At 49.2% G+C, this 26,350-nt stretch carries 29 protein-coding genes; 18 read left to right on the plus strand and 11 right to left on the minus strand.

Annotated elements, in window-relative coordinates:
• Positions 1–9: 9 nt before the first annotated feature.
• From dcd to tfrB, 4 genes are read right to left on the minus strand one after another with little or no spacing between them, the layout of a single operon-like run.
• Positions 10–603, minus strand: a complete 594-nt coding sequence (gene dcd, locus FZP57_RS01780) for a dCTP deaminase (RefSeq protein WP_074358505.1) — start codon at positions 601–603, stop codon at positions 10–12.
• Positions 603–1,691, minus strand: a complete 1,089-nt coding sequence (locus FZP57_RS01785; protein WP_191216372.1) for a DUF1512 family protein — start codon at positions 1,689–1,691, stop codon at positions 603–605. Before FZP57_RS01785 ends, dcd begins: the two co-directional genes overlap by 1 nt.
• Positions 1,692–1,722: 31 nt before the next feature.
• The gene (locus FZP57_RS01790; RefSeq protein ID WP_074358507.1) at positions 1,723–2,448 is read right to left on the minus strand and encodes a TrmJ/YjtD family RNA methyltransferase; all 726 of its coding nucleotides are present in this window, start codon (positions 2,446–2,448) and stop codon (positions 1,723–1,725) included.
• A gap of 13 nt (positions 2,449–2,461) precedes the next feature.
• Positions 2,462–3,931 carry a fumarate reductase (CoM/CoB) subunit TfrB gene (tfrB, locus tag FZP57_RS01795; protein WP_074358508.1) on the minus strand — a complete coding sequence of 490 codons (1,470 nt, stop codon included), beginning with the start codon at positions 3,929–3,931 and terminating at the stop codon, positions 2,462–2,464.
• A 292-nt stretch (positions 3,932–4,223) separates the two neighbouring features.
• Here tfrB and iorA point away from each other — a divergent pair, with 292 nt between their 5' ends.
• Both iorA and iorB read left to right on the plus strand, forming a co-directional pair.
• Positions 4,224–6,080, plus strand: a complete 1,857-nt coding sequence (gene iorA, locus FZP57_RS01800) for an indolepyruvate ferredoxin oxidoreductase subunit alpha (protein WP_074358509.1) — start codon at positions 4,224–4,226, stop codon at positions 6,078–6,080.
• 1 nt (position 6,081) lies between these two features.
• Complete coding sequence (gene iorB / locus FZP57_RS01805; protein WP_074358510.1) at positions 6,082–6,666, plus strand: indolepyruvate ferredoxin oxidoreductase subunit beta; 585 nt, start codon at positions 6,082–6,084, stop codon at positions 6,664–6,666.
• Between the two features lie 135 nt (positions 6,667–6,801).
• Here the strand turns inward: iorB and FZP57_RS01810 are convergent, their stop codons facing one another.
• Together FZP57_RS01810 and FZP57_RS01815 are read right to left on the minus strand one after the other, a co-directional pair.
• Positions 6,802–7,233 (minus strand): ACT domain-containing protein, encoded by a 432-nt coding sequence (locus FZP57_RS01810; RefSeq protein WP_074358511.1) that lies wholly within the window; start codon positions 7,231–7,233, stop codon positions 6,802–6,804.
• Between the two features lie 22 nt (positions 7,234–7,255).
• On the minus strand, positions 7,256–8,557 hold the full coding sequence (locus tag FZP57_RS01815; protein ID WP_074358512.1) for a phenylacetate--CoA ligase family protein: 1,302 nt from the start codon (positions 8,555–8,557) through the stop codon (positions 7,256–7,258).
• Positions 8,558–8,754: 197 nt separating this feature from the next.
• Between FZP57_RS01815 and FZP57_RS01820 the strand changes: the two genes are divergently transcribed.
• Together FZP57_RS01820 and FZP57_RS01825 are read left to right on the plus strand one after the other, a co-directional pair.
• Positions 8,755–10,320 carry a sodium:solute symporter gene (locus FZP57_RS01820; protein ID WP_238337955.1) on the plus strand — a complete coding sequence of 522 codons (1,566 nt, stop codon included), beginning with the start codon at positions 8,755–8,757 and terminating at the stop codon, positions 10,318–10,320.
• A gap of 24 nt (positions 10,321–10,344) precedes the next feature.
• Positions 10,345–10,536, plus strand: coding sequence for a symporter small accessory protein (locus FZP57_RS01825; RefSeq protein WP_074358514.1), 192 nt, complete (start codon positions 10,345–10,347; stop codon positions 10,534–10,536).
• 126 nt (positions 10,537–10,662) lie between these two features.
• Here FZP57_RS01825 and FZP57_RS09280 read toward each other — a convergent pair whose 3' ends face one another.
• The 3 genes from FZP57_RS09280 to FZP57_RS09290 form a co-directional block, all read right to left on the minus strand.
• The gene (locus FZP57_RS09280) at positions 10,663–11,292 is read right to left on the minus strand and encodes a YhgE/Pip family protein (protein WP_238337956.1); all 630 of its coding nucleotides are present in this window, start codon (positions 11,290–11,292) and stop codon (positions 10,663–10,665) included.
• A 96-nt stretch (positions 11,293–11,388) separates the two neighbouring features.
• A complete protein-coding gene (locus FZP57_RS09285; protein WP_238337957.1) occupies positions 11,389–12,351 on the minus strand; it encodes a YhgE/Pip domain-containing protein in 963 nt (320 codons plus the stop codon).
• The gene (locus FZP57_RS09290) at positions 12,323–12,625 is read right to left on the minus strand and encodes a YhgE/Pip domain-containing protein (RefSeq protein ID WP_238337958.1); all 303 of its coding nucleotides are present in this window, start codon (positions 12,623–12,625) and stop codon (positions 12,323–12,325) included. Before FZP57_RS09290 ends, FZP57_RS09285 begins: the two co-directional genes overlap by 29 nt.
• 192 nt (positions 12,626–12,817) lie before the next feature.
• On the opposite strand from FZP57_RS09290, the gene FZP57_RS01835 reads away from it, so the two are divergent.
• Positions 12,818–13,051: a PRC-barrel domain-containing protein gene (locus tag FZP57_RS01835; RefSeq protein ID WP_074358515.1), complete on the plus strand. Its 234-nt coding sequence runs from the start codon at positions 12,818–12,820 to the stop codon at positions 13,049–13,051.
• A gap of 148 nt (positions 13,052–13,199) precedes the next feature.
• A complete protein-coding gene (gene pyrE / locus FZP57_RS01840) occupies positions 13,200–13,736 on the plus strand; it encodes an orotate phosphoribosyltransferase (RefSeq protein ID WP_074358517.1) in 537 nt (178 codons plus the stop codon).
• Here the strand turns inward: pyrE and FZP57_RS01845 are convergent, their stop codons facing one another.
• A complete protein-coding gene (locus FZP57_RS01845) occupies positions 13,737–14,267 on the minus strand; it encodes a molybdenum cofactor biosynthesis protein B (protein WP_074358518.1) in 531 nt (176 codons plus the stop codon).
• A gap of 666 nt (positions 14,268–14,933) precedes the next feature.
• Between FZP57_RS01845 and FZP57_RS01850 the strand changes: the two genes are divergently transcribed.
• From FZP57_RS01850 to mtnA, 11 genes are read left to right on the plus strand one after another with little or no spacing between them, the layout of a single operon-like run.
• A complete protein-coding gene (locus tag FZP57_RS01850; protein ID WP_074358519.1) occupies positions 14,934–15,422 on the plus strand; it encodes a type II toxin-antitoxin system VapC family toxin in 489 nt (162 codons plus the stop codon).
• A gap of 12 nt (positions 15,423–15,434) precedes the next feature.
• Positions 15,435–16,556 (plus strand): DUF2117 domain-containing protein, encoded by a 1,122-nt coding sequence (locus FZP57_RS01855; protein WP_074358520.1) that lies wholly within the window; start codon positions 15,435–15,437, stop codon positions 16,554–16,556.
• Between the two features lie 22 nt (positions 16,557–16,578).
• Positions 16,579–17,586 (plus strand): methanogenesis marker 2 protein, encoded by a 1,008-nt coding sequence (locus FZP57_RS01860; protein WP_191216373.1) that lies wholly within the window; start codon positions 16,579–16,581, stop codon positions 17,584–17,586.
• Complete coding sequence (locus FZP57_RS01865; RefSeq protein WP_074358522.1) at positions 17,576–19,114, plus strand: methanogenesis marker 3 protein; 1,539 nt, start codon at positions 17,576–17,578, stop codon at positions 19,112–19,114. Before FZP57_RS01860 ends, FZP57_RS01865 begins: the two co-directional genes overlap by 11 nt.
• Positions 19,092–19,544 carry a methanogenesis marker 6 protein gene (locus FZP57_RS01870; protein ID WP_074358523.1) on the plus strand — a complete coding sequence of 151 codons (453 nt, stop codon included), beginning with the start codon at positions 19,092–19,094 and terminating at the stop codon, positions 19,542–19,544. Before FZP57_RS01865 ends, FZP57_RS01870 begins: the two co-directional genes overlap by 23 nt.
• 4 nt (positions 19,545–19,548) lie before the next feature.
• Complete coding sequence (locus FZP57_RS01875; RefSeq protein WP_074359705.1) at positions 19,549–19,920, plus strand: DUF2111 domain-containing protein; 372 nt, start codon at positions 19,549–19,551, stop codon at positions 19,918–19,920.
• Positions 19,917–20,363, plus strand: coding sequence for a methanogenesis marker 5 protein (locus FZP57_RS01880; protein ID WP_074358524.1), 447 nt, complete (start codon positions 19,917–19,919; stop codon positions 20,361–20,363). Before FZP57_RS01875 ends, FZP57_RS01880 begins: the two co-directional genes overlap by 4 nt.
• The gene (locus tag FZP57_RS01885; RefSeq protein WP_074358525.1) at positions 20,356–21,594 is read left to right on the plus strand and encodes a methanogenesis marker 15 protein; all 1,239 of its coding nucleotides are present in this window, start codon (positions 20,356–20,358) and stop codon (positions 21,592–21,594) included. The genes FZP57_RS01880 and FZP57_RS01885 overlap by 8 nt, the downstream gene beginning before the upstream one ends.
• A gap of 3 nt (positions 21,595–21,597) precedes the next feature.
• On the plus strand, positions 21,598–22,158 hold the full coding sequence (locus FZP57_RS01890; RefSeq protein WP_084531139.1) for a methanogenesis marker 17 protein: 561 nt from the start codon (positions 21,598–21,600) through the stop codon (positions 22,156–22,158).
• A 57-nt stretch (positions 22,159–22,215) separates the two neighbouring features.
• Positions 22,216–23,085, plus strand: coding sequence for a FeMo cofactor biosynthesis protein NifB (gene nifB / locus FZP57_RS01895; RefSeq protein WP_074358526.1), 870 nt, complete (start codon positions 22,216–22,218; stop codon positions 23,083–23,085).
• A gap of 27 nt (positions 23,086–23,112) precedes the next feature.
• The gene (mtnA, locus tag FZP57_RS01900; protein WP_191216374.1) at positions 23,113–24,042 is read left to right on the plus strand and encodes an S-methyl-5-thioribose-1-phosphate isomerase; all 930 of its coding nucleotides are present in this window, start codon (positions 23,113–23,115) and stop codon (positions 24,040–24,042) included.
• 84 nt (positions 24,043–24,126) lie between these two features.
• On the opposite strand, the gene FZP57_RS01905 is transcribed toward mtnA, so the two are convergent.
• Positions 24,127–25,149, minus strand: coding sequence for a class I SAM-dependent methyltransferase family protein (locus FZP57_RS01905; protein WP_074359706.1), 1,023 nt, complete (start codon positions 25,147–25,149; stop codon positions 24,127–24,129).
• A gap of 399 nt (positions 25,150–25,548) precedes the next feature.
• Between FZP57_RS01905 and dph5 the strand changes: the two genes are divergently transcribed.
• Positions 25,549–26,334 carry a diphthine synthase gene (gene dph5 / locus FZP57_RS01910; protein WP_191216375.1) on the plus strand — a complete coding sequence of 262 codons (786 nt, stop codon included), beginning with the start codon at positions 25,549–25,551 and terminating at the stop codon, positions 26,332–26,334.
• The last annotated feature ends 16 nt before the right edge of the window (positions 26,335–26,350 follow it).

Consider the following 26,350-nt stretch of genomic DNA (forward strand, 5'->3'; position numbering starts at 1 on the left):
AAATCCGTATCAGAGTCTTGAATTCCTGATTTCATAGTCATCCTTTATCCGGCTTGTCTCAGGCCTTGTCTGCCCCACGTATTTACTGTCACGGGCAGGATGACCGTAGGGTTTCTCTGAGGGTGATGTCATGGTTTCAAAGACGATCTGACACACCCTCTGCATCGGATAGAGGGCCACAGGCATCTTCCCTATATTTGATATTTCAAGGGTTATCCGTCCATGGAAACCAGGGTCAATGTAGCCTGCGGTCACATGCATGGTTATGCCCAGCCTCCCGATGGATGAGCGTCCCTCCACCCGTGCAACAAGGTTATCGGGAAGACCGATATACTCATGGGTGGTTGCAAGGGCGAACTCCCCTGGATGTATTATGAAGGGACCCTCATCCACATGGAAGGACTCCATGTATGAATCAATATCAGAGGGGTCCTTGGGGTCGATGCAGGGCTTCCTTATCACCCTGAAACCCCTGAACTCGTTCCCTATTCTAAGGTCAACTGATGAAGGCTGTATCTGTCTTTCAGGATCATCGAGGGGGTCTATTGTGATAAGTCCCTCCTCAAGGTATCTTTTTATATCCCTGTCACTGAGTATGGCCATTAATTCCTCTCCTTATCCTTCTTTATCTTCAATTTCAGGGGGTCTTCCACAGCATTGGGTATCCCGCTGCTGTTACCCACACCTATTAAGAGTACGGAACCGGCATCTGATTCATCCATGATCCTTTTTATGGTTTCAAGGGCCGCTGAACATGCTTCAAGTATCCTGCCGGTCATCTGTCCAAGGGCCTCCTCAGGACCCATCTTTATTATGACAGCAGTGACATCCGATGAAAGGGTCATGTTTTCGATGAACCATTTTTCAACACCGCTTCCTCCAATGGCAACACCAACACCCTCTGCAACGGTCCCTGTCTCCTCTCCTTCAAGTTTTGCTGCCGCATCAACCATTATTATTCTGTCAAATTCCCTCTCATCAAGTATCTCCTCAAGGGCCCTGACAATTTTCCCAAGGCGTGGCCCGGGTCCGCGGGGCCTCAGGATGCTCAGATCCTTCCCATGGTAGCTTTTCCGCACATGTACCATGTCATGGATGTATTCACGTTCATCCCCCTCATCTATTAGCATACCCGCGGTAAGGGGGCCGGCACCGTCACCGATGGGTAAACAGGATGAGATGGCCCTTAAACCATCCATGTAGGCCCTTGCAGTTCTCATTATCAGTGCAAGGTTCATCTGGAGTGCAAGGAGCATCTGGAGGTTACCGGTTTTTCTTGCGGTTTCAAGGCTGTGATTAAGGAACTTAAGGATACCCCTAAGGCCGGTGCCTATCTTCAGGCACATGACTATCCTTGCCCTCAGTTCAGGGTCAGCTCCAGGGGCCAGTTTCCCGGCCATCTTCTCAAGGCGTTCATCACCCATCTCCAGTAGTCTGCGGAATTTCTCAGCAACACCATGGGGGTCAACGTCTGCCGGGGGCACGATGAAGAATTCAAGGCAGCCTTCAAGGAGTTCCCTCTCCTTAACCTGGCTGAGCTCAAGGATCAGCTCCTCAGCGTCCCCCACCATACCGGTAAGTTCGGCTATGGCGCCCTCAATGGATGCATAGATCCGCATCCTCATGATGATGGGCAGGAATATTATGAGGATGATGAAGATGAGCACACCGGCAATATCAATAATCCTCAACCCGTAAACCAGATAGAACCCTCCCTAAACTTTAAACATCCTTCAGATGGTTTTTGATCCTCCTGAGAACACCCTTAAGTGTGTGGGCCTCCCTGGCAGTTATGAATGCCCTTCCAAGGATGTTCCTGAAGACCCTTGCTGCAACACGCCTCTTGTGCTCCGGCATATCAACAAGTGATAGAACATTATCCATTTCATCTATAAGGAGGTTCTTTTCCAGTCCCGACGCCTCTTCAAGACCCTCGCAGGGGAATTCCCTCCCACGAAAGATTTCATAGAATATTATGGCTGCGGCATGGGTTATATTCATTATAGGGTACTCCCTGGATGTTGGGATGCTCACAACCACGTCACAGAGGTCAATCTCATTGTTTGAAAGCCCGTCACCCTCCCGTCCGAAGAGTATTGCGGTGGATGCAGAGGGATTCAGGGACTCTGAAAGCTGGGATGGTCTTAGCGGGATCCTTTCAACGTTGTAGCTTCCACCAGGAACACCGGTTGTCCCCACAAGGAAGTCAGGATTCAGGGCTTTCAGCATCTCCTTGAGGGAGGGGTATACCTCAGCGTTATCAACGATGCTCCTGGCGTGCATGGCATGATAGTAGGCCTCATCCTCCAGTCTGCAAGGGTTTATTAGTATGAGCCTCTCCATCCCGAAGTTCTTCATGGTCCTTGCAAGGAAACCGATGTTCCCGGGGGTTTCCGGTTCAACGAAGACAACCATGATGTTTTCACAGAGCATCCCATATTTATCCATGGATATCACCGGTTCAGTCCTCGGAGAAGGCCATATCCAGGAGTTCCAGGATGTTCATAACCTTAACATCCCCGAAACCCTCCCTTTCAAGGGATTCCCTTATATGAAGCTGGCAGAAGGGGCATATTGTTATCACAGCATCCACATCCAGTTCCCCTATCATACGGGCCTTCTTCTTACCAAGGGCTCCGGCCAGCTCTGGTTTCCCGGATTTGACACCACCACCGGATCCACAGCACTGGTCGGGTTTCTCCATCTCAACAAATTCCAGGCCCGGTATCTTCCCCAGTATCTCCCGGGGTTCAATCCTCACACCCTGGCCACGGGCAAGGTGACAGGGGTCATGGTAGGTTACCCTCATCTTAACTGGCTTCATCATGGTGCTGTCGAGCTTATCTGCCAGAAATTCACTTATATCAAGTACATTGAGTTCAACCCCGTACCGGGGGTAATCCTTTTTCAGGGTGGCCCCGCAGCCGGCGCAGACGGTTATTATGGTGTCATATTTTTCAAGGACTGCCCTGTTCCTTTCCACAAGGTCCTTAACAATGTCGAGCTGCCCGGTCCTTATCATGGGGGATCCGCAGCATACCTGGCCCTCAGGGACATCCACATCGAACCCCTCCTCCTCCAGGACCCTGAGAAGTGCGTATCCAACCTCTGGCATCCTGTAATCCACAAGGCATCCTGTGAAGAACCCTATACTGGCCCCTGGCTTTGCCTTCACTGATTCAATGAAACCCTCCCTTAATTTCTCAACTGACCTTCCGGTCCCTGAGATTAACTCTTTAACCTTCCTGTGGGCTTCAAGGGGACCCACACCCTCCCTGCAGGCGAGTGCCCTCAATTTCTCAATGGCATCCCCTGGAACATTGAGCTCCTTTGGACAGACCTCTGCACAAGTCCCGCATGTTGTGCAGCAGTAGAGGCCCTCCCTGAAGCCCTCAAGGGCCCTGTCTGACTCATCACGGGGGTCAAAGGCGAATTTGGAGAGGTACCTCATGAAGTAGGGACCCGCGTACTCCGTGCTCTCCTTTATAACCGGACATGAACTTATACAGGAGAAACACTCTATACAGCCCCTCAGTTTTTTTGAATCAAGGTAATCATCTGGTTTAATCTTCTGGATGCCCTCGGATGATGATTCGAGGTAAAGGCGCATCGAACGCGCCTTGTTTTCTATTTCGCTCCTGTCAACCATGAGGTCCCGTATAACCGGGAGGTCAACCGGTTCAATGACTGCACCGTCCTCCACCTCAGCCTTACAGGCAAGGACAACCCTCCCATTCATCTTAACGGCGCATGAACCGCACTGCCCTGCCCTGCATGAACTCCTGAATGCGATGTTGGCCCTGTACTTCTCATTTATCATGTTCAGAGCGTCAAGGACCTTCATACCCTTCCTGTGGGGTATGGTGTACTCTTCAAGGTGTGGTTTCTCATCTACACCTGGTTCAAATCTTAAAACCCTGACCTTTATCATTTCCATCTCCATGCTGATTCATATGAAAAACTTAGAAGGAACTAAATTCTTATTGTCCACAGTATATATTAAGGTTTGTGATGGTTCTTGCAAAATATATTTTATAGAATCCATGCAAAGTATCTTAAGGCCTTAGGTCTGTAGATTGGAGGTGAATTAGTGGGTTAAGGTCCGCCCAGTAGATTCACATTACACAGCAGATAAAAGTGTGGGAGTATCCTCCAATGAAGGGAAATTCTCTGAATTTTCACATAATCAGCAGGACAATACGATGAATTAAAGGTGATTTATCATGGAATTAGAGGATATTGTAGATGCCCGGAAGGGCGATAGAATGTTCCTCCTTGGCAATGAGGCTGCCGTGAGGGCTGCGGTAGAGTCAGGTGTGGGTGTTGCAAGCACCTACCCTGGCACACCGTCATCTGAAATAGGTAACGTTTTATCAGAAATTGCAAGGGATGCAGGGATATACTTTGAATTCTCCATCAATGAAAAGGTTGCACTGGAGGTGGCGGCTGCTGCTGCAGCTTCCGGTGTTAGATCATTCACCTTCATGAAGCATGTGGGACTCAATGTGGCATCAGACTCATTTATGAGCGCAGCCTATACGGGTGTCAGGGCAGGTATGGTTGTCCTCTCTGCGGATGACCCCTCAATGTTTTCATCCCAGAATGAGCAGGATAACAGACACTACGCAAGACTTGCAGGGGTCCCCCTTCTTGAACCCTCCAGCCCCCAGGAGGTGCTTGATTACATGAACTTCGCCTTTGAACTCTCGGAGGAGTACGGGGTACCGGTCCTTTTAAGAACCACCACAAGGGTGTCCCATATGAGGGGCGTTGTGGAGGTTGGTGAAAGGCGGATGAAACCTCAGAAGGGATTCTTCAGAAAGGACCCTTCACGTTTCGTGCCCGTACCTGCAACAGCAAGGGTTATGCACAGGAAACTCATTGAGAAGATGAAGGCCCTGGAAGATACTGTTAACGACTCAGATCTTAACATGGTGTTCAATGGGGAAAGCAGTTCAGGGTTCGGTATAATAGCATCAGGGGGAGCCTTTAACTATGCATATGATGCGGCTGAGAGCCTGGGCATGAAGGTACCCATACTCAAACTTGGATTCACCTACCCATTCCCTTCAGGGAAGGTCTCCGAGTTCATCTCAGGACGGGACCATGTCCTCGTTGTGGAGGAGGTTGACCCTGTCATGGAGAAGGAGGTGGTTGCGGTTGCCGGTTCTGAGGGCCTGGATGTGGATGTCCATGGAAAACTTGACGGCACACTTCCTGAGATATACGAGTACAACGAGGACATACTCCGCCGGGCCATAGGAGGCTTCACAGGCATTAAGGTCCATGAGAAGACCTTTGAGGCACCTCAGATACCTGAAAGGCCCCCTGCACTCTGCCCGGGGTGTCCTCACAGGGCGGTATATTATGCTGTCAGAAGGGCCGCCGGTGAGCTTGGCATGGGTCCCGATGAACTCATCTTTCCCACAGATATAGGGTGCTACACCCTGGGGATAGAGCCCCCATACTCTGCAGCGGACTACCTACTAAGCATGGGGTCAAGCATAGGGACCGCCTGCGGATTTTCAGCCGCAACATCCCAGAGGATAATCTCATTTATCGGGGACTCAACATTCTTCCATGCGGGTATCCCTCCTCTCATAAACGCGGTCCACAATAAGGGGAGATTCGTGGTGGTCATCCTTGATAACAGGACAACTGCAATGACAGGGGGCCAGCCACACCCTGGACTGCCCGTTGATGGGATGGGTGATGAGGCGCCGGAGATATCCATAGATGACATTGTAAGGGCTTCGGGGGTTGAATTCGTGGAAACGGTAAACCCCATGAACCTCAAGAGATCGGTGGAGACAATTAAAGGGGCGCTTGAACATGAATCAGTTGCCGTGGTGATATCAAAGTATCCATGCATGCTCTCCAGGGGAGCTGTGCGCGGAAGGCCAATGAAGGTCCATGAGGAGAGGTGTGACCTCTGCATGGACTGCCTCAGGGAACTGGCATGCCCCGCCATTGTCAGCCGGGATGGAAGGGTGTTTATAGATCCCCTCTACTGCCGTGGCTGCAGTGTCTGCCTCCAGATATGCAAGAGGGGAGCCATAAGACCATCAGGGAGGGATTAGAATGTACAACATATACGTATGTGGAGTTGGCGGTCAGGGAATCATAAAGACATCTGTGATAATCGGCGAGGCAGCCATGAAGGAAGGCATGAACGTGGTTATGAGTGAGATACATGGAATGGCCCAGAGGGGTGGCGCAGTTTCCACCGAAATCAGGATAGGTGATGTTAAGGGGTCAATCATACCCGATGGAGAGGCGGACCTTGTGATAGCATTCGAGCCACTGGAGGCCCTGAGGGCGATTCCAAAGATCTCAGGTGGCTCAGATGTCATCATGAACACATCGATGATACCTCCCTTCAACCTGGTCAACAGCCTACACCCTTACCCCCCGGTTGAGGAGATAGTTGGGGCCCTGAATGAAAGGGCAGGGACCGTCAGGGCCTTCGATGCTGAAAGGATAGCTGTGGAGGCAGGCCATATAATGTCACTCAACATGGTCATGCTGGGTGCGGCGGCAGCCACAGGGAAACTCCCCATTGATAGGGATGTGATCATGGATTCAATGAAGGAGAACCTTCCCTCAGGGCTGCTTGATGTGAACGTGAGGGCCTTCAATGAGGGCTTCGGTGAAATGATGAAATGAAGAATAAATGGTTTGATGTCTGGAGGATAAAGACATTCCTCCAGATCCATATTCCAGGGTCTATGATTTTTTATTTCCATTCTGTCTGGTTTCAGGGGCTGTGGTTCTCTGATACGGAAACAGTAAAAAAGAGCATCAGAGGATGTATATATCCTCTGATGAGAGTACCGGTATTCCTGCATCCTCAAGGGCGTTTATGCCATCATCCACGTTCTCTGTCCTGATGACAACAACCGCCTTTTCACCCTTCTTCTCAACAAAGGCATAGATGTACTCAACGTTTATGTCATGGTCTGTCAGGACAGCCAGTATCCCGTCAAGTCCCCCTGGTTCATCAGGGACCTCAACGGCTATCACATCATTGACCCTTACAACGAAGTTGTTTTCTTCCAGAACCTCCTTTGCCTTCACCGGGTCTGAGACTATCATGCGGAGTATCCCGAACTCGGAGGTATCCGCGATTGAAAGTGCCCGGATGTTTATCCCGGCCTCTGAAAGGGTGTGTATAGCGTTTTTCAGTCTCCCCTTTTTATTCTCAAGGAAAACAGATATCTGTTTGAGTTTCATAGAGAGCACCTCATATATTTATTTAATCAAATTTCCTTTTATCTATAACCCTGACAGCCTTGCCCTCACTCCTCGGGAGGCTTCCCGGTTCAACCAGGGTCACGTTGACCCTTAAACCGATTTCGTTGTGGATATGTTTTTCTATCATGCGTTTGGCTTCCTCCACATGCTTGACCTCATCAGAGAAGAGCTCCGGTGACGCTTCAACCCTGACCTCCAGTTCATCAAGGAATTCTGGCCTAGTGACAACTATCTGGTAGTGGGGTTCAAGGCCCTTCACTCCAAGCAGCGCCCTTTCGATCTGGGATGGGAATACAATAACACCCCTTATCTTCAGCATGTCATCGCTTCGACCGGTAATCCTGTCCATCCTGACGAGTGTACGTCCGCAGCCGCATGCTTCATTCCTCAGGGCGGTTATATCCTTTGTCCTGAACCTCAAGATGGGCATACCCTCCCTTGTGAGTGTTGTGAGTACCAGTTCACCCTTCCTCCCGTAGGGGAGTTTCTCAAGGGTCTTTGGGTCTATGATCTCGGGGTAGAAGTGGTCCTCAAATATGTGCAGACCGTTCTTTTCAGGGCATTCCTGAGCAACCCCGGGCCCTATTATCTCTGTAAGACCGTATATGTTGAGGGCGGTAAGGCCCAGCCTCTCCTCTATAGCATTTCTCATCTCCTCTGTCCACATTTCAGCCCCGAATATCCCTGACTTCAGGTTAAGGGCCCCTATGTCGACACCTTCATTTTCAAGGACCTCTGCAAGGTAGAGGGCGTAGGATGGTGTGCATGTTATCACCGTTGTGCCAAAGTCCTGCATTATCTCAATCTGCCTCTTCGTGTTCCCTGCAGATATGGGTATGACAGTCGCCCCGATCCTCTGGGCACCGTAGTGAACTCCAAGACCACCGGTGAATAATCCGTAACCATAACAGTTCTGTATACGATCCTTTTTCGTCGCCATACCCATTGTAAGGGCCCTGGCCATCACCTCAGACCATATCTCAAGGTCCTTCTTCGTGTACCCTGAGACAACGGGTTTTCCGGTGGTCCCTGATGATGTGTGCACCTCCACTATCTCCTCATCAGGCACCGCGAACATACCGAAGGGGTAGGCTTCCCTCAGGTCATTCTTTGTTGTGAATGGCAGTTTAGAGATATCCTCAAGGGTCTCTATGTCCTCAGGAAACACGCCCGCTTCTGTTAAGCGCTTATGGTAATAAGGAACATTCTCATAGGCCCTTTTAACGGTTTTCTGGAGCCTTTTAAGCTGTAGTTCCTGTCTTTCTTCAGGGTCCATGCATTCTGCTTCAGGGTTCCATATCATTTCAATCGCCTTAAATCAACTTTCTCTGGAATCTGTTTATAAAGACTTATATGCTAATTGTCATCATCATTAATTATAATTTAATGGACTGAAGGAGGATTTAGGATGGATCTTTTAATACTTGGTATCGTGGTTCTCATATACTTCCTTCTTACCGTGTCTCCACCTCCCTTACCTGTTGGACGAACTGATCAATCGTGGTTCTCATATACTTCCTTCTTACCGGGTATGTGGGTTATGTTGCCTGGCGGAGGACGGAGACCTCTGAGGACTACATGGTTGCCGATAGGAAGGCCCACCCCTATATTATGGCCATGAGCTATGGCGCCACCTTTATCAGTACCGCGGCGATAGTTGGTTTTGGCGGGATGGCCGGTGTCTTCGGGATGGGTATCCTGTGGCTTGTGTTCCTCAATATACTCGTCGGTATATTCATAGCATTTGTGTTCTTTGGTAAGCGCACGAGGAAGATGGGGCATAACATGTCCGCCCTAACATTCCCCGAGTTTATCGGGAGAAGATTCAGGAGCCGTTTTCTCCAGTACTTTGGAGGGGCGATAATATTTCTGGGCATGCCACTCTACGCCTCTGTGGTCCTCATAGGAGCTGCAAGGTTCCTTGAGACGACGGTGAAAATAGACTTCGGGATAGCCCTTATACTGATAGCACTTATAGTTGCCGTTTATGTGGTTATGGGTGGTATAAAGGGTGTTATGTATACTGATGCCCTCCAGGGGACCATAATGTTCCTTGGAATGATATTCCTTGTTGTTTCAACATACTATATACTGGGAGGGGTTGTTGAAGCCCACCAGGCACTCACAGGGATTTCAAATCTCATACCTGCGGAGGCAAAGGCTGTTGGTGCAACTGGATGGACCAGTATGCCGGTTTATGGCAGTCCATACTGGTGGACCCTTCTGTCAACGATAATCCTGGGTGTGGGTGTGGGTGTTCTTGCACAGCCACAGCTCATTGTGAGGTTCATGACGGTGAAGTCCAACAGGGAACTCAACAGGGGTGTACTGATAGGGGCCCTCTTCATATTCGTAATGACCTGGAGCGCCTATGTTGTCGGAGCCCTGTCGAATGTGTATTTCTTCAGAAAGGCGGGGATGATTGCTGTTGAGGCTGCCGGTGGAAATGCTGATAAGACAATACCTGTCTTTATAAATTCCGCCATGCCAGAGTGGTTCTCATACATCTTCATGCTCACCCTTCTTTCTGCTGCCATGTCAACCCTCAGTTCACAGTTCCATGTTCAGGGCACATCCATTGGAAGGGACGTCTACGAGACCATTATGAGGAGGAAGGGTGACAGGTCAGTTCTTATAACAAGGGTTGGTATCATCATCGCCATCCTGATAGCGGTTGTCCTCGGGTACATCCTCCCTGGAAGTATAATAGCGCAGGGAACAGCCCTCTTCTTCGGTATATGTGCAGCGTCCTTCCTTTCAGTGTATGCTGCGGCGCTGTTCTGGAAGAGGGCTACAAGGGAGGGTGCTATTGCAGGGATGGTCTCAGGCGCCCTTGTAAGCCTCTTCTGGCTGCTCTTCGAATACAAGAAGACTGCAATGGCCCTGGGGGTTACCAGGGTCATATTTGGAGGCCCTGTCATATCTTCAATGCCTTGGCCTGTTGTGGATCCTATACTGGTGGGTGTTCCTGTATCTGCTCTTATGCTTGTGGTTGTGAGTCTGATGACTGAGCCACCATCCAGGGAACACCTTGATAAATGTTTCAACGGAATAAAGGGAGTTTAATTCAAGGGAGCGTGGTGGTTAAGGATGGTTCTTGGAATACCTGACCCCTGGGTGTGGAGCGCATATCTGCTCTGCATCCTCATAACCCTCTTCTGTGTTATCTATGGAGTCCTTAACTGGAACAGTGGAGGGGAGGATGAGGAAGAACAGATAATGGAAGAAATCAGATGGGAGGAAGAGGAGAGGAAAATGGAAGAGGATGAGCTGGGCCTCTAGGCATGGCCTATCCATATATTCTGGACAGTGCTGTTCTTTTCTTTTCATATGATGTGGTTGAGTTTTTTTGAGATAAGTAAAATTCGGTTTTTTACATTTTTCAGTATCCTATAAAAAAAAATAAAATTAGAAGAGACCGCTTTCTTCGAGTTTGCTTTCCATCCAGTGGGCTCTTTTATCCATCTTCTCCTTGACAAGTACCGTTATGCAGAAGGCCATCACCGGGAAGACACTGAGAAGGGCAAGGTTCATCCAGTAGCTGCTCCAGATCACACCCCCAACAACCTCCCTCAGGGCGCCAACGGCATATGTGAGTGGAAGGTAGGGGTGTATTGCCTGGAAGAATGGCGGTAAAAGTTCCACAGGGAATATCCCGCCTGTACCTGTGATCTGGAGTACCAGCAGTATTATTGATATGGCCTTACCCGCGTTACCCAAGGCTGATGTCAGGGAGTAGACTATCAGCATGGAGCAGATACTGATGTAGACGGTTGTGAGTACAAAGAGTAACCTGCTGGTAAGCTGCACCCTCAGGAGCATGGCGCCGGCTGCAACCACAAGGGCCTGGAAGATGGAGATTATCAGGAAGAGACCCATCCTTCCAAGGTAAACCTCTATGCTACTGTAATTACCTCTTGCACGCATGGTTATCATGGCAACCGCGATTATACCACCTATCCATAGTGATAGGGGTACATAGAATGGTGCAAGTGCTGATCCATAGTTCTCAACCGGATATATGTGCTGTTTCTCCATTTTAACCGGGCTCTTGAAGTACTCCCTGACTGCGGAGGGATCCGTATCTGCAAGCCTTATGAGGCTGTCGATGGGGGATTGAATGGAGGGGGGGCTTCACAGTGGACTCTGTGACGTATCTGCAAGCCTTATGAGGCTGTCGATGTCATCCTCGCTGATTGAGTTCAGCTTCTGATTTGCCTCCTGGATCGCTGATCTGATAACAGGCCACTTTGAATTTGCAATGCCAAGTTTCGCTGATGCTTCACGCATTGAAGAGTCGATCCGGTCTTCATTTGCCATCAGCATGTTGATGGCGCTGTCCATCCTGTCAAGCGATGCCTTAAGCTGCACAAGACGGTTGCTTGTCTTCTTTGTTTTGAGGTCGGATTCAATGGCCTGGAGTATGCCCAGAACTTCACTGGCCTTCTGTATATTGGTGTCTATCTGATTTATGGCTGTTTTTAGCTGAGGATCGCCTGTGGCAGAATATAGGCTACTTAAAACTGCTTTAAGGTACTTCAATGATGTTATGGCCTCTGATAGGTGTGTTTCCATGTTCTCTACTGTGGTAAGTGCCTTTTCAGGGTCCTTTCCAATGTAACTTTCAAGCAGACTGTACTTTTCCCTTACGAAGTTTGAATTGTCCCTTATTTCAGGTAGATATCCCTTCAAACCTGACCAGAAGCTCTGCCCGGTCTGAAGGTCAGAATTGGCCCTTTTAAGTGTTTCATCTATATTCTGAATGTTTCCATTGAGTTCGTTGATGAAACTCTTTGTCTTCAGGAACTGGGCCTTGTTTGCCCTTGCAAGTTCACCTGCACTGCTTATCTTTCCGAATATGATGCCGTCTATGGTTTTAACGATCTCACTGTTTATCTTTGCCTGGAGCGCATCTGCACCGGCATTTGTTATCCTCGGAGCAACCGGGTTCAGCTTGTCGTTTACTATGTACTCGATCTTGGCCTGTCTGGGGGTGCCGTTCTTAATTGAAAGGATATCTGAACTGAAGTTTCCAGGGATTATCAGTACAGCGTAGTATTCTCCGCTTTTAAGTCCCCATTGCTTTTCCTCTGTCAACGAACTGCCAGTCGAAGTTCCTGTTTTTTCTGAGTTCGTCTACAAGCTCTGTGCCTATGTTTATATGTTCACCGTTTAGAACCGCGCCGCGATCCTCATTTACAACAGCTACACTGAGATCTGATGTCCTTGAGTAGGGGTCAAGTGTTGCCTGTATGTTGAAGACAGCATAGAGTGCCGGTATACATATTATAACTGCAATGACGAAGAGAACAACCGGACTGTTCTTTACCGTTTTCAGGTCATTTCTGAATATTTTCAGGGCATTTCTCATGGATTCTCTGCCTCCAAAAAATAAAGTTTATTTTTGTAAGAAAAAGTTTAAGGGTCATCAACCTATATAAAGGTTTCCCTCAGGAGGAGCTCATGCTTTCAGGAACCCCGACGGCTCTTGGGTTTGACTTAGATTTTTATACTCAGAAAACCAAGAGTAATATTATGAGTTAGTTATCTGGATGGTGGTACCATGAGAATAGTTGAAGATATAGTAGGTAAAGAGGTTCTTGACAGTGCTGCAACTGTTATAGGCAAGGTAAAGGATGTTGAGGTTGACATCGAATCCCAGACAATAGAGGCGCTGGTTCTTGGTAAGGGTGGAATATCAGAGGGTCTTGGCATCTCCAAGGGTGAAACAATAGTGCCCTATGAGATGGTTAAGAAGATAGGTGACAAGATACTCCTCAAGGGAGGAGAGGAATAGAACCTTATCTTTTTTAAGGGTGAAGAAATTTGCATCTTAAGGGTATCTGCAGCCTCTGCGGGAGGGCAGATTTTCTTCACACATGCCGCCTCTGCGGTGCAAACGTGTGTTCAGAATGTTACATTGCAGATATGGGAGTCTGTAGAATATGCCGGTCAAAAATTCAGAGAAGCTCAGAGAGACACTCATAAAACTCCTCAATGAAAGGGAGGTTATAAAACACGGGAAGTTCATTCTTTCGTCAGGAAGGGAGAGCGATTACTATGTTGATATCAAGAGGGCGGTCACGGACCCTGAGGTTCTCAGGGTAATAGCCCGCATGATAGCCCTGGAACTCATTGGTATAGACAGGGTTGCAGGACCCGCCCTTGGCGCGGTGCCCATTGCAACGGCAGTATCCCTTGAGTCAGATAAACCCCTCCTTATGATAAGGAAGGAGAAGAAGGGTTACGGCACATCAAAACTCATTGAGGGCGAACTTGTGGAGGGTGACAGGGTTGCTGTTGTGGAGGATGTGACAACGACAGGAGCATCCCTCCTTAAGGCCATTGATGCAATCACCGGAAACGGAGGTATCGTTGAAAGGGCATTTGTTGTGGTGGACCGTGAGGAGGGAGCACTGGAGAAATTCAGGGAGAGGGGACTGGAACTTGTACCCCTGCTTTCTGTCTCTGATTTCAGATGATCATTCCCTCAGGTGCTTTACAAGGTGCGGCAGTTCAGAGACCACAAGTTCAATTCCCAGTTTAACGGCGTTTGGGGAGCCGGGGAGTGCAAATATGAGGGTCCTCCTGTAGACCCCTGCAGTTGCCCTGCTAAGTATTGCACCGGCCCCGAGCTCCCTGAAGGTGAGGTGCCTGAATATCTCACCGAAACCATCAAGTTCCTTTTCAAAGAGTTCCTTAAGGGTTTCAACGGTTATATCCCTGCTCCCTATACCTGTGCCCCCTGTGGTGAAGATAACCGAGGCACCACCATCTATCAGCTGGTTGATGGTAGCCACCAGTCTGTCTGCATCGTCGGGTATTATTATATGGTCCATGACAGAATAATCTTCAGAGAGGACATCAACCAGTGTTCTTCCTGAGATGTCACTTTCAGGGATTCCACCTTTCTTCATAAATTCTGAATACTTTGAGTCGCTGAGGGTTATGACCCCGCACCTGATGCTCCTGGGGGCATCCCTCCGGTGTTCCTCCATACTCGGACTTTTCATATTAACCAGCCACTTTATTAATAATACATGTTCTATGTAACACAGTATTTATTGCAGCCACTGTTTATAAGTCTTTTGATTTTTCTGTCACTGAAAAGGTTTATATCTGGTTTTCTGACACCCGGAGAAAAGTAATAAAAATTTGTGACAGTTTGGTTGGGGTAGGGTTTGATATTGGATTGGAGGCGGTTTCAATTCCAATTTAAAAGACCAGAATGAGTTTAAAAGTCCTGGACCCTACCCGAGTAGTATATATGATTAACACCATTTATAAAGTTTTCGCCAGTTAATTTAAACGGATCAAATGGCATCCTATTACCTTTAAATGGGCTGAAAAACCTTAATTTCTAAAAAAGAAGGTTCCGATCCATTTCACTGAATTTTTTAGTAATACTTTTTAACCGGCGACAGATTATCCATAACATGCCACGGATATTATCCATGAAGGCTACCACCCTGAAGGTCCCCCTGATTATCCTGTGACATCCGTGCAGTACCCCTGATCCCCGACGGCTACTCTAATCTGGATCTCAGGTGTCATCAATGAGGTTTCATCAGCCAGCTCACCATGAAGGCCACCTTAAAAAACCTGGACCCATACCCTCCTAACTGGCTCAGAAAATTAGATATGATAATTGCCTTCATAACAAGTGTAGAGTGATTTCCATGAAGAAGGTTCTTGATGCATCGGCATTCATAAACGGTTACATACCCTCTGATAGGGATAATTACACGGTCAACCAGGTTATTGAAGAGATTAAGGACTTCAAATCCAGGATGGTATTTGAAAAAGCCATTGAAGAGGGTAAATTAAGGATAGAAGAACCAGACCCTGAAAGTATGGAAATGGTCCAGGAGGCGGTGCGGGAATCAGGAGACGTACTGAAGCTTTCAGAGACGGATAAAAGGGTCATAGGACTTGCAGTTTCACTCAAAGGGAGGGATGATGTTACTGTAATAACAGATGACTACACGATACAGAACACCCTGAAGCTCCTTGGAATAAGGTTCAGAAGCGTCCTTACAGAGGGGATAAAGGAGACCTACACCTGGATCAGGACATGCAGGGGATGTAAAAGGGAATACTCCGATGATTACCCCCATGAAGAATGTGAGGTATGCGGGTCCGGGATAGTCCGGAAAAGAAGAAGATGACGAGGGGATCATATGAAGATAGGCGTGGTTGTGCACGGACCACAGATAGTGGACTCTGGCTATGCAGCGGAACTCATAGAGTTCCTCAAAAAATACGGTGAAGTAAGGGCAAGGCTCGGCGGAACCATGGGCAGAACCGCTGTCTACGACGCCCACCTTGAGGACACCATAGACATATCAGAAAAGAGACTACCAAGCGAATCAGCGGACCTCTTCGCAGAGGAGGGCGCTGACCTTGTCGTCCTCATGAACTATGGAAAATCCCGTGTGACAGGGCATGGATTCGGATACAAGGTGTTCAGAAGATCAAAGAGGAAACCAGATCTCATCCAGATAGAGAGACCAGGTGAGGATGATGGAAGCGTTGTACCCTGGACAGAATCCGTGCATGAACTTGCAGGGGAAATTGCCAGGGAACTCCACCTGGAACTCGTAGATCCTGATGAGATATGCCGTGAACTCTTCCATGACGAACCCTGCAGGGACACGGAGTCCAACGGCACAGAATACCGCAGACTTGTGGGGGTCTCTGAGAATGAGAACATCTTTGTCAACGGCATCGTTGTAGGGGTTTCAACATCAGATGAGGTCACCCTGGTGGCAGAGGACGGTGTAATCACAGAGATAATCGGGGGCAGGATAAAGGAGCACGGTGTTGAAAAACTTGGAAGGATAAACCTCAGCGAAGCCGTAGTAAAGACAGGACTCCTCAGGAGGGCGAGTGTAAAACCAAGGAAGGTTAAAAGGAGGGAAAAAGAAAAGAAAAAATTCAGGGTATCATTCCTGAACCATGCAGCCGAGGACATATACCGGCTTCACAGCTCCGACCTCGTCGTGACCGTTGGCGATGACACCACCCTTGTAGCCGCGGATATCCTCTACAGATTCGATGTACCCATAATAGGCATCACCGATGGCGACATAGACAGGGTGGTAAGGGAGGGCTTCAGGTGCCTGGGCTCATTGATAATAGAATTTGAAGGCGGATGGGACGATATAGTCGGTAAGAAAATACATGAGGAACTCTTCAGGGGCAGAGACAGCCTTGAAACTGAAGATGTGGAAAGTTTTAAAAGGGATCTCCTACAGATTATAGATAATATAGGTGCCAGCTACACTATAAGATCCACCTGAATCGATAAAAAGAGGTGTGGAATTGGATTTAGATTATATCATCCATTCCCTTAAGAATTTTGAGGGTGTAACAAGGAAGCGACCCATAAGGAACATAGTTTCTATTTTAAACGACGCATACAATGTTTCAGGCAACACCTACCTTGGATTTGACGACGACGCATCCGCCATAAGGATTGGTGATGGAAAACTTCTTCTACTTGCAGCCGACGGGATATGGGGGCGGCTGCTTGAATCGGACCCATACTGGGCCGGCTACTGCTCGGTGCTGGTTAACGTGAATGACATTGCAGCAATGGGGGGTAAACCCATAGGGATGGTTAACGTCCTCTCAATAAACAGCAGGGAGACCTGTTACAGTGTAATGGAGGGCATAAGGGACGGTGCAGAGAAGTTCGGGGTTCCGATGGTGGGGGGACACGTCCACCCCGACACACCCTACGATGCCTTGGATGTTTCAATTGCAGGAATAGCCCCTGAGGATGCCATAATAACAAGCTGTGATGCCCGCCCCGGCGACAGGGTTATAATAGGGATAGACCTTGATGGAAGGCCACACCCATCCTTCCCCCTAAACTGGGATACAACAACACACAAGACACCGGAGGATGTGCAGGCCCAGATAGAGATAATGGCCTTGATTGCTGAAAGGGGTCTTGTAACAGCAGGAAAGGATATAAGCAACCCGGGGACCCTGGGGACCCTTGGAATGCTCCTTGAAGCATCGGAGGTGGGGGCAAGGGTTGAGATGGAATCCATCCCCAGGAACAGTTCAGTGGACTGGGTGGACTGGCTCAGGATGTACCCTGGTTCAGGTTTTGTACTCACAGCACAGGAGGAAAGGGTGGCTGAATGCATGGAGCTCCTGGAATCCGTGGGAATAGAGGCATCAGATGCGGGTGAAATAATAGGTGAAAGAAAACTCTATCTAAGATCAGGTGATGAGGAGGGAGTGCTCTTTGACCTTGAAAGGGAGAGGATAATGGGTGTGACTGAAGAAAAATCATGGGGGAGACCTGATGTTAGTTAAGGTTAATGGAGTTGAGGTTGAGCTTCCGGATGGATCAACCGTTGAGGATGCAATAAGGGCCACAGATGCACCCCACATGGAGAGGACCCTTGTAGGGGTAATAAAGGGTACCCAGGAGCTTGAAGAGACCATAGACACCTACAGGATCAGGACAACAGCAGGAAGTGTCCTTATAGAGGTCCTGCCAGATGAAGCACCCCTACTTGTGGATACCTGGAGACGGATCTACAGAAAACTTGAAAATCTGCGTATAAGATGGACCACCCCATCTGAGGTTTCAATGGGCCCCCTGAAGACAGACCTTGAACCAACAAGGAAGGAGTTCAGCTACGATGAAAACGAGGTTGTAATAAGCCTTTCAGGTTTCAGTCCGGATTCAACCCATATAATACTCTCAAAGGAGGATCACAGGGCAGTCTACGGTGCACCAGATGAAAACAGGGGTGTTTTTGCAAGGATAACCGGTGGAAGAAGAACCCTTGAAAGATTAACCGATGAAGACGTTATAAAATCCGTGGAACCTGTTGTTAAGAGAAGGAGCATAGTGAAGAGTGCCGCGGTAACCGACCTCCAGACACCCCTTGAGGACGGTAACCAGTTATTCACCTATGTGAAGGTTAAGGCATCAATGGATTCACCCCAGTCGGTTGAACACTTCTTCACAATGTTGGAGGATGGTAAATTAAGGGTTGACTATGAGGCAAACTCCTTTATAGGGTTCTACTCACTACAGGGAATAAAGAAGGACCCTGAAAGGATAGATAAAAGGAAGAGGGGCACGGTAACGCTCCGAAACACAGGTAGGGGAGCCGGAAGGGTCTACATCTACAGGGAGGACAGGGTTTCAACACCATCCCATAACATAATAGGGAATGTTACAGAGGGCATGGAACTCGTGGACATAGCCGGTGAAGGGGACAGCATCACCATCCAGAGCGAACCCGGAAGGATAATGACGGTCTCAATGACCCAGAAGGAAGCAGAGGAATACCTCAGCAGTTACGGTATAGAGCAGGTAAGGGAAGGCCTCATGGACGATGAAGCCATAGTCGTTGCCCAGGACCCAGCATACACCATGGAAATACTCAGGGAAGGAAAGGTTAAAACAGTGGGCATAGACCCTGAAAGGATCATTGAGATAGAGATGGATCCACAGGCTCCGAGATCCTCATGGTACTTCAGGAGGATGACGGGCCTCCTGGACACACCAATAGGATCCATGAAGGTGCACTTCGCCTTCCCCGGGATGAAGGTCGTGATGTTTGAGGGTGAAAAGTCAATGGCAAAGGGTCTGGTACCTGAAAACACACCTGAAGGCTGCGTGAAGAAGGGGGAGATAGGCATAACAAACATGTCAAGAAGACACATCGGAATGGTTGGTGTGAGGCTTGAGGACAACGATGAATACGGCCCCACAGGGGAGCCCTTCAACGGCACCAACATAATAGGCAGGATCACAAGGGGCATTAAGAATGTGGAAAAATTCAAGGAGGGGGACACGGTTTATGTCAGAGAAAGAAAAAAATGATGAAACTTCAACCAGGATGATAATCCTGAGCCCATCTGCAAGTATCAGCTCATCTGAACTTGTCCAGAAACTGCACCTCCTCGGCCTTCCCCTTACAATAAAATCAACATGCTACGGCGCCCTCATCCATGGAAACACAGAAGACGTTAGGGAAGCCATTGAAAAAATAAGGAGCATCGACCCGGCCAACATATTCACCAAGGAGAGGGGATTCCCACCAGGGGACCCGAGGAGATGCAGGGGACACAGGGGCGCTGCCCGTGAAGGATACCACCAGCTTGAGAAGGAATTCAAACTCCTGGGCCATGTAAGCGAAGCCCTAGAAAGACCGGCTGAGGTCACCGTAAAGAGGAAGGGCAAAGTCCCGGTAGAAGAATTCCGGATGATAGCAGAAGAAAGAAAAAAATCAAAGGAGAATGTTGAGGACTGATAAAATGAAAATAACAGCATCATCAGGTGGAGATGAACTGAGGGACCTTGGAATGTGCATACATGAACTCGTAAATCGCCTCCCCCTCACAATAAGGAGTAAAAATTCCCCTGGACTCAGAATAGAGGACGGTAAGGTGGTGGATGACAGCTACACCGGACCAGTCCTTGAAAAGGTCCTTGAATCAGGGGAAATAGCACGTGAGACACCTGAAAGCGGCCCCTACAAAGGCACACCAGTGATCGTGGTCCCCCTCAAGGAGAAGGGTGAGGTGATCTGCGCCGTAGGCATAGTGGACGTCACCAAGGGCCTCTTCACAGACATGGTTGAAATAGCCAGAAGACCCGAGGATGTTGACAGGGGGGAGTTCTATTGAAGATAGCCATATTCCCACCAAATTCACTCATACTGGCTGATCTTGTTGAGAGAAGGGGACATGAGCCCCTGGTGATCCAGAAGGAGATAAAAAAGAAGGTCACCGATCCGGAGATAGATTCACCACCCTTCAACATAACAGAGGAGGACCCCATAAAGGGCCTGAAGTACGCCGCCATAGAGGTCCCCTCAGGAGTCAGGGGGAGGATGTCAATCTTCGGACCGCTCATTGAGGAGGCAGACGCAGCCATAATAATGGAGGAAGCACCCTTCGGGTTCGGATGCATCGGATGCGCACGGACCAATGAATTATGCGTCTTCCACCTGCGTAAGAAGGGGATACCAACCCTCGAACTCAAGTATCCCACAACACGTGAGGAGACGATAGAGGTCGTTAACAGGATAAACAAATTCCTTGATGAACTGGAGGCTAAAAATGGTTAAAATAGCCCAGATATCATGCGGAACCGACTACAGTGGTGTTCAGAAGGAAATAGAGAAGGCGGCAAGCACCTTCGGCGCCGAGATAGTGATCCCCGAGGCTGACCTTGATTACATAGACGAGGCCTATGAAAAGTTCGGATTCAACTGCGCCAGTTCAAGCATAAGACTCATGATAGCAAGGGCGATGTCCCTTGTGGAGGGTAAAACAGATGCAGACGCGGTCTTCATAGCAACCTGTTTCAGATGCGCTGAGGGGGCCCTTGTCAGGAACGAGATAAGGAGATTCATACAGCAGAACACGAGACTGCCCGTCGTAACCTATTCATTCACAGAACGGACAAAGGCCGATGAGCTGTTCATACGAATGGAGGCACTGGCAACAATAGTTGCAAGGAAGAGCATACTTGCAAGGGAAAAACAGGAGGGCCTGACCCTGGGCATTGACTCGGGTTCAACCACAACCAAGGTGGTCCTCATGGAGGACAATGAGGTTATAGGCACCGGATGGGTTCCAACAACGGATGTGCTGGGGTCAGCAGAGAAGGGAATAGAGGAGGCCCTGACAGGAACAGGTTATCAGATGAAGGACCTTGAAGGGATAGGCGTCACAGGCTACGGGAGGCTCACAATAGGAAAGCACTACAATGCAGACCTCATACAGGAGGAACTCAGTGTTAACTCAAAGGGGGCAGTGTTCCTTGCAGACCACCAGAAGGGTGAGGCAACGGTCCTTGACATAGGTGGGATGGACAATAAGGTCATAACGGTCAACGATGGCATACCCGACAACTTCACCATGGGAGGTATCTGTGCAGGTGCATCGGGCCGTTTCCTTGAGATAACCGCCAGGAGGCTCGGGGTTGAAATCGATGAACTTGGAAGCCTGGCCATGAAGGGGGACTACAAGAAGGCCCTCCTTAACAGTTACTGTATAGTATTCGGTATACAGGACCTTGTAACGGCCCTGGCAGCAGGAACATCAAGGGAGGACGCCGCAGCTGCAGCATGCCACTCTGTGGCGGAACAGGTCTATGAGCAGCAGCTCCAGGAGATAGACGTGAGGGAACCCCTCATACAGGTTGGAGGAACATCCCTCATAGAGGGCCTTGTAAGTGCAGTCAGCGAAATCCTCGGCGGGATCGATGTGATAGTACCGCCGTACTCACAGCACATCGGAGCAGTTGGCGCAGCCCTCCTTGTTTCAGGAATGAGAGGAGCCGGTGAGGGGTAGCAGATGGGAATAAAGGTTGAGTGTTATGACCCCGAGGGTGCTGCGGTCTATGAAATAATCGCCAGACAGGTGCTCCAGGACCTTCAGCTTGTAAGGTCAGTGGAGGATCTCAGGGTGTGGGCGGATCCAAGGGGACCCGTCTTCATAATAGCGGTTAAAACCCAGAGGGCATCCGAACCCGTATACCTTGAGGACATGGCTGAACCAGAAACCGATAAAGCCACAGGGGCAATTCACCTGAGAATAAAGGATGAAACATATCTGCCGGAGCTCCTGGAGAAGTTATGGGAGACACAGGGTCGTGGAAGGGTCCGCCAGCCATCAAGGTTTGAGGTTGTGGTTGAGGATCCTGTATCAGATATAAGCGGCATGATAATCCATGACCCCTCCATGAACCTCCGCAAGAAGGTCTACGACGCCATATTCCGGATAATACCTGAGGGATTCCGTGTTATAAGGGACCTCTCAGAGGATGGCATAATCGCCATGGTATGCACCGATGAGACAATAAGGGATGAATGGATAATGAAGGCCAGGGAGATAATTAAGGATATGAGAAGCTGAACTTCTCGAAAAGGTGAAGATTATGATATCAGTAAAACCTATCAGGAGGCACCCCTAATGCCCGCAAATCCGAGACAGACAAGGTTTGCCCATATAACAAAGGCTCACCCCTGCTTCAATGAAAAAATACATGATAAGGTGGGTAGAATCCACCTGCCAATCGCTCCACGCTGTAACATACACTGCAAATTCTGCACAAGGGACATAAATGAGTGTGAAATGCGCCCCGGCGTCGCTGCAAGGGTAATGACGGCTGATGACGCGGTGGAACATGTAAAGAAGGTCAGATCAGAGATGCCAATCAGTGTGATTGGGGTTGCCGGGCCAGGTGATGCCCTTGCAAATGAAGAAACCTTCGAGTTCTTCAAGAAGGCCAGCAAGGAGTTCCCCGACCTCCTTAAATGTATGAGCACGAACGGGCTGCTTTTACCTGACAAGGCAGATGAAATTGCCGAGATGGGGGTTAACACGGTCACGGTAACCGTGAATGCGGTTGACCCTGAAATAGGCGAGAAGATCTACTCCTTCGTCATCTACGGGGGTAAGGTCTACCGTGGAAGGGAAGCCTTTGAGGTACTCTCAAGGAACCAGCTTGAGGGTATTGAAAAACTCGCCGAAAGGGGAGTAATAGTTAAGGTCAACAGCGTCCTCATACCAGGCCTCAACGATGAACACATAGTTGACATTGCAAGGGAGGTTAAAAGGAGGGGAGCATCCCTCATGAACATAATACCCCTCATACCCATGGGGGAGATGAAGGACTACCCGAGACCCACCTGTGAACAGATTGAAAGGGTCAGGGGAGAGGTTGAGAAGATAATACCCGTCTTCCGGGCCTGCACACAGTGCCGTGCAGATGCCTATGGAATACCCGGCAAAAAGGGCGCGGACAAACACCTTGACATGACACCAGCAAGCCACTACTGATAAATTGAAGCCCCTGGGTGAGTAACGGTGAAGACCCTTGAATGGAAGGACGGAAAGCTTGTACTTATAGATCAGAGAAAACTCCCGGATTCCCTTGAATACTTCGAATGCAGGACGTACAGGGACGTGATATACGCAATAAAGGAGATGGTGGTGAGGGGCGCTCCAGCCATCGGTGTTTCAGCAGCCTTTGGGGTTGCACTTGCCCACCTGGCAGGAGAAGATACCGCCAGGGCCGCAGATGAGATAAAGGCGTCCCGTCCAACAGCAGTCAACCTGTTCTGGGCTGTTGACCGTGCCATGAACTCTGAATCCCCCCTTGAGGAGGCCCTAAGGATGTACAGGGAGGATGTGGAGACGAACATGGCAATAGGAAGACACGGAGCAGGGGTCATTGATGACGGTGACACCATCCTGACACACTGCAATGCAGGTGCACTTGCCTGTGTTGATTACGGGACAGCACTGGGCGTTGTCAGGGCTGCAAGGGATCAGAGAAAGAATATAACCGTAATATGTGATGAAACACGCCCCGTTGGACAGGGAGCACGTTTAAGTGTCTGGGAGATGCAGCAGGAGGGCATACCCGTCAGGCTCATTGCTGATGTCGCTGCAGGGTACCTCATGCAGACAGGAAGGATAGACAAGGTCATAATAGGTGCTGATCGTGTTGCCACCGGCGGGGTGGCGAATAAAATAGGATCCCTGATGGTCGCCCTTGCAGCAAAACGCTTCGAGGTTCCTTTCTATGTTGCAGCACCCCTCAGCACCTTTGACAGGGAAAATTCCATCTACGATGTTGAGATAGAGGAGAGGGATCCCTCAGAGGTCCTGTATTATGGCGGCTGCAGGATCGCGCCACAGGGCACCAGGGCCATCAACCCGGCCTTTGACATAGTCCCATCAGACCTCATAACCGGGATAATAACAGAGAATGGTATTATTGATCCATTATAGTGGTCTTTCTCTTCTTTATTTGCATCAATTCCCTGTGTTGGGGTTTTATTTCTCCATCTTTTAATTAATCCCTGTATGGTGTTTTCATTTCTCAGTTTTCTTTATTCTGGCATCAATTCCCATATGCCATACCCCCGGGCTTCTTGACTTCACCCTTCTTTTATCAATAAATTCCACACTGAAGGGTTCAGCGGCCTTACTGAGACGCTTCATGGGAGTTTCAAAGTCCCGTGCGAATTCATAGTAATGTATTATCCCGCCATCCTTCACAGCCCTCACGGCATCATCAAGGAACTCGCAGGCCGTCCCGGGGAGGTTCATGATAACGTGGTCTGCGAAGGACTCCCTTCCCCTCAGGAACTCCCTGACGTCACCCTCAATGGCAACTATACGGTCCCCTCCGGGGTTGATCTCCGCGTTCTTTCTGATGTAATGGACCGCGTCAGGGTTTATGTCTACAGCATACACCTTTGAGGCCCTTCCGTGCCTTGTAATGGCAACGGCAAAGGGCCCCGCCCCTGCAAACATGTCAAGGACAACTTCACCATCCCTGACCTGACCCGCCACAATCTCCCTTTCATTGGCCAGCCTGGGACTGAAATAAACCTTCTTGACATCAACAAGGATCCTGCTACCGTACTCCCTGTGGACAGTCTCGGATACAGGCTCCCCTGCGATGAGCTCAAGTTCCCTTGTCCTCACAACGCCGCTTACACTCCCCCTCTTCATGTAAACGGCCCTTCTCCCTGTGAACTCAAGCACGGCCTCCCCGATTCTGAACCTGTAATCCTCAAGTTCATAGGGTATCTCAACGATCACAACATCCCCTATGATATCAAAGGACCTCCTTATGGATTCAAGGAGTTCAGCTGGAATTTCATCCCTGAGTATGTCAATAAAACTCCTCGGCGACCTTTTACTTTCATCAAAGGAATCATCTATGACTGTCACACCATCAATTTCAGGGACATCGGCATCTTCCAGGATGGGTATGTAGACGTGTTCATCATCCCTCCTGATCCTGTAGTCCCGGTTAATCACCGATGATTCAACAAGAAGCTTTATTATTTCATTGGCCATCTTCTTCGGAACCTTCAATCCCTTCATAATGAGAACTTCCCTCTCGCTTATTGCCTCTAATTTCGGTATGATCACGGGAAAACCATGGCTTTCTGGCCCCCATGAATCTTCCCGCAGCCCCTTTAACCCCCTGTTTAACTTAAGGGGGGGGCTGATGCTGTCTGTCCGCTGATATTCACCATCTGCAGGAACTGCAGGGGACCTTTTTGGGTTCAGTGTTTTCCCATACTCCCGGTGCTGTAAGTATGGAAAGGCTGTAAAATTACCTGAGGTTCAGTGTTCTCCATACCCGCCCGGTTACTGCAAGGATAATATATCAGTACATTTACTATTATAACTGATGTAAAAATTTTCGGCTCCCCCTTGGAAGGAGATCTGCCGCTGTTTGGGTTAAATTTACTTACACCATCATGAGAGGTCTTATATATGCTCTACATAATTGGACTTGGACTTTACGATGAAAGGGACATATCGCTGAAGGGACTTGAAGCAGTTAAAGGCTGCCATGAGGTCTACGCAGAATTTTACACTGCAATGCTTCAGGGCTCCAGCCTCTCGGCGATTGAAAGATTAACAGGGAAGGATGTAAGGGTCCTGAGGAGGGAAGAGGTTGAGGAGGACAGGGTACCCCTTCAGAGGGCTGAGGAGGTTGATGTAGCCCTCCTTGTCCCCGGGGACCCCCTGATTGCCACAACACACACGGAGATTCTGGTGGATGCCAGGAGGAGGGGTATTGAGACAAGGGTGATCCATTCATCATCGATAATCTCAGCAGCACCAGGCCTTGCAGGGCTCCAGGCCTACAAGTTCGGGAGGATAATAACCATACCCTTCACAGAGGATAACTACTTCCCCCTCTCCCCCTACCTTAACATCAGGGCTAACCTTGAAAACAGCTCCCATTCCCTTGTCCTCCTGGATATACAAGCCCACAGGGAGAGGTACATGACTGCAAATGAGGGCCTCAGTTATCTGATGAAGGCATCAGGGGAACTGGATGATGACACCATCGGGGGGGACACCCTTGCAGTTGTAATTGCAAGGGCTGGTTCAGAGGAACCTCTTGTGAGGGCTGACCGTATAATGGACCTCATTGATGAGGACTTAGGGGATCCTCTCCACTGCCTTGTTATCCCGGCGGGACTTCACTTCGTGGAGGCAGAGTACCTGGTGGAGGTTGCGGGAGCCCCGAGGATCTTGTTAAGGGGATGATACTTTAAACACCAGC

It is taken from the genome of Methanothermobacter sp. THM-1 (genome assembly GCF_009914355.1).
Classification (GTDB): domain Archaea; phylum Methanobacteriota; class Methanobacteria; order Methanobacteriales; family Methanothermobacteraceae; genus Methanothermobacter; species Methanothermobacter wolfei.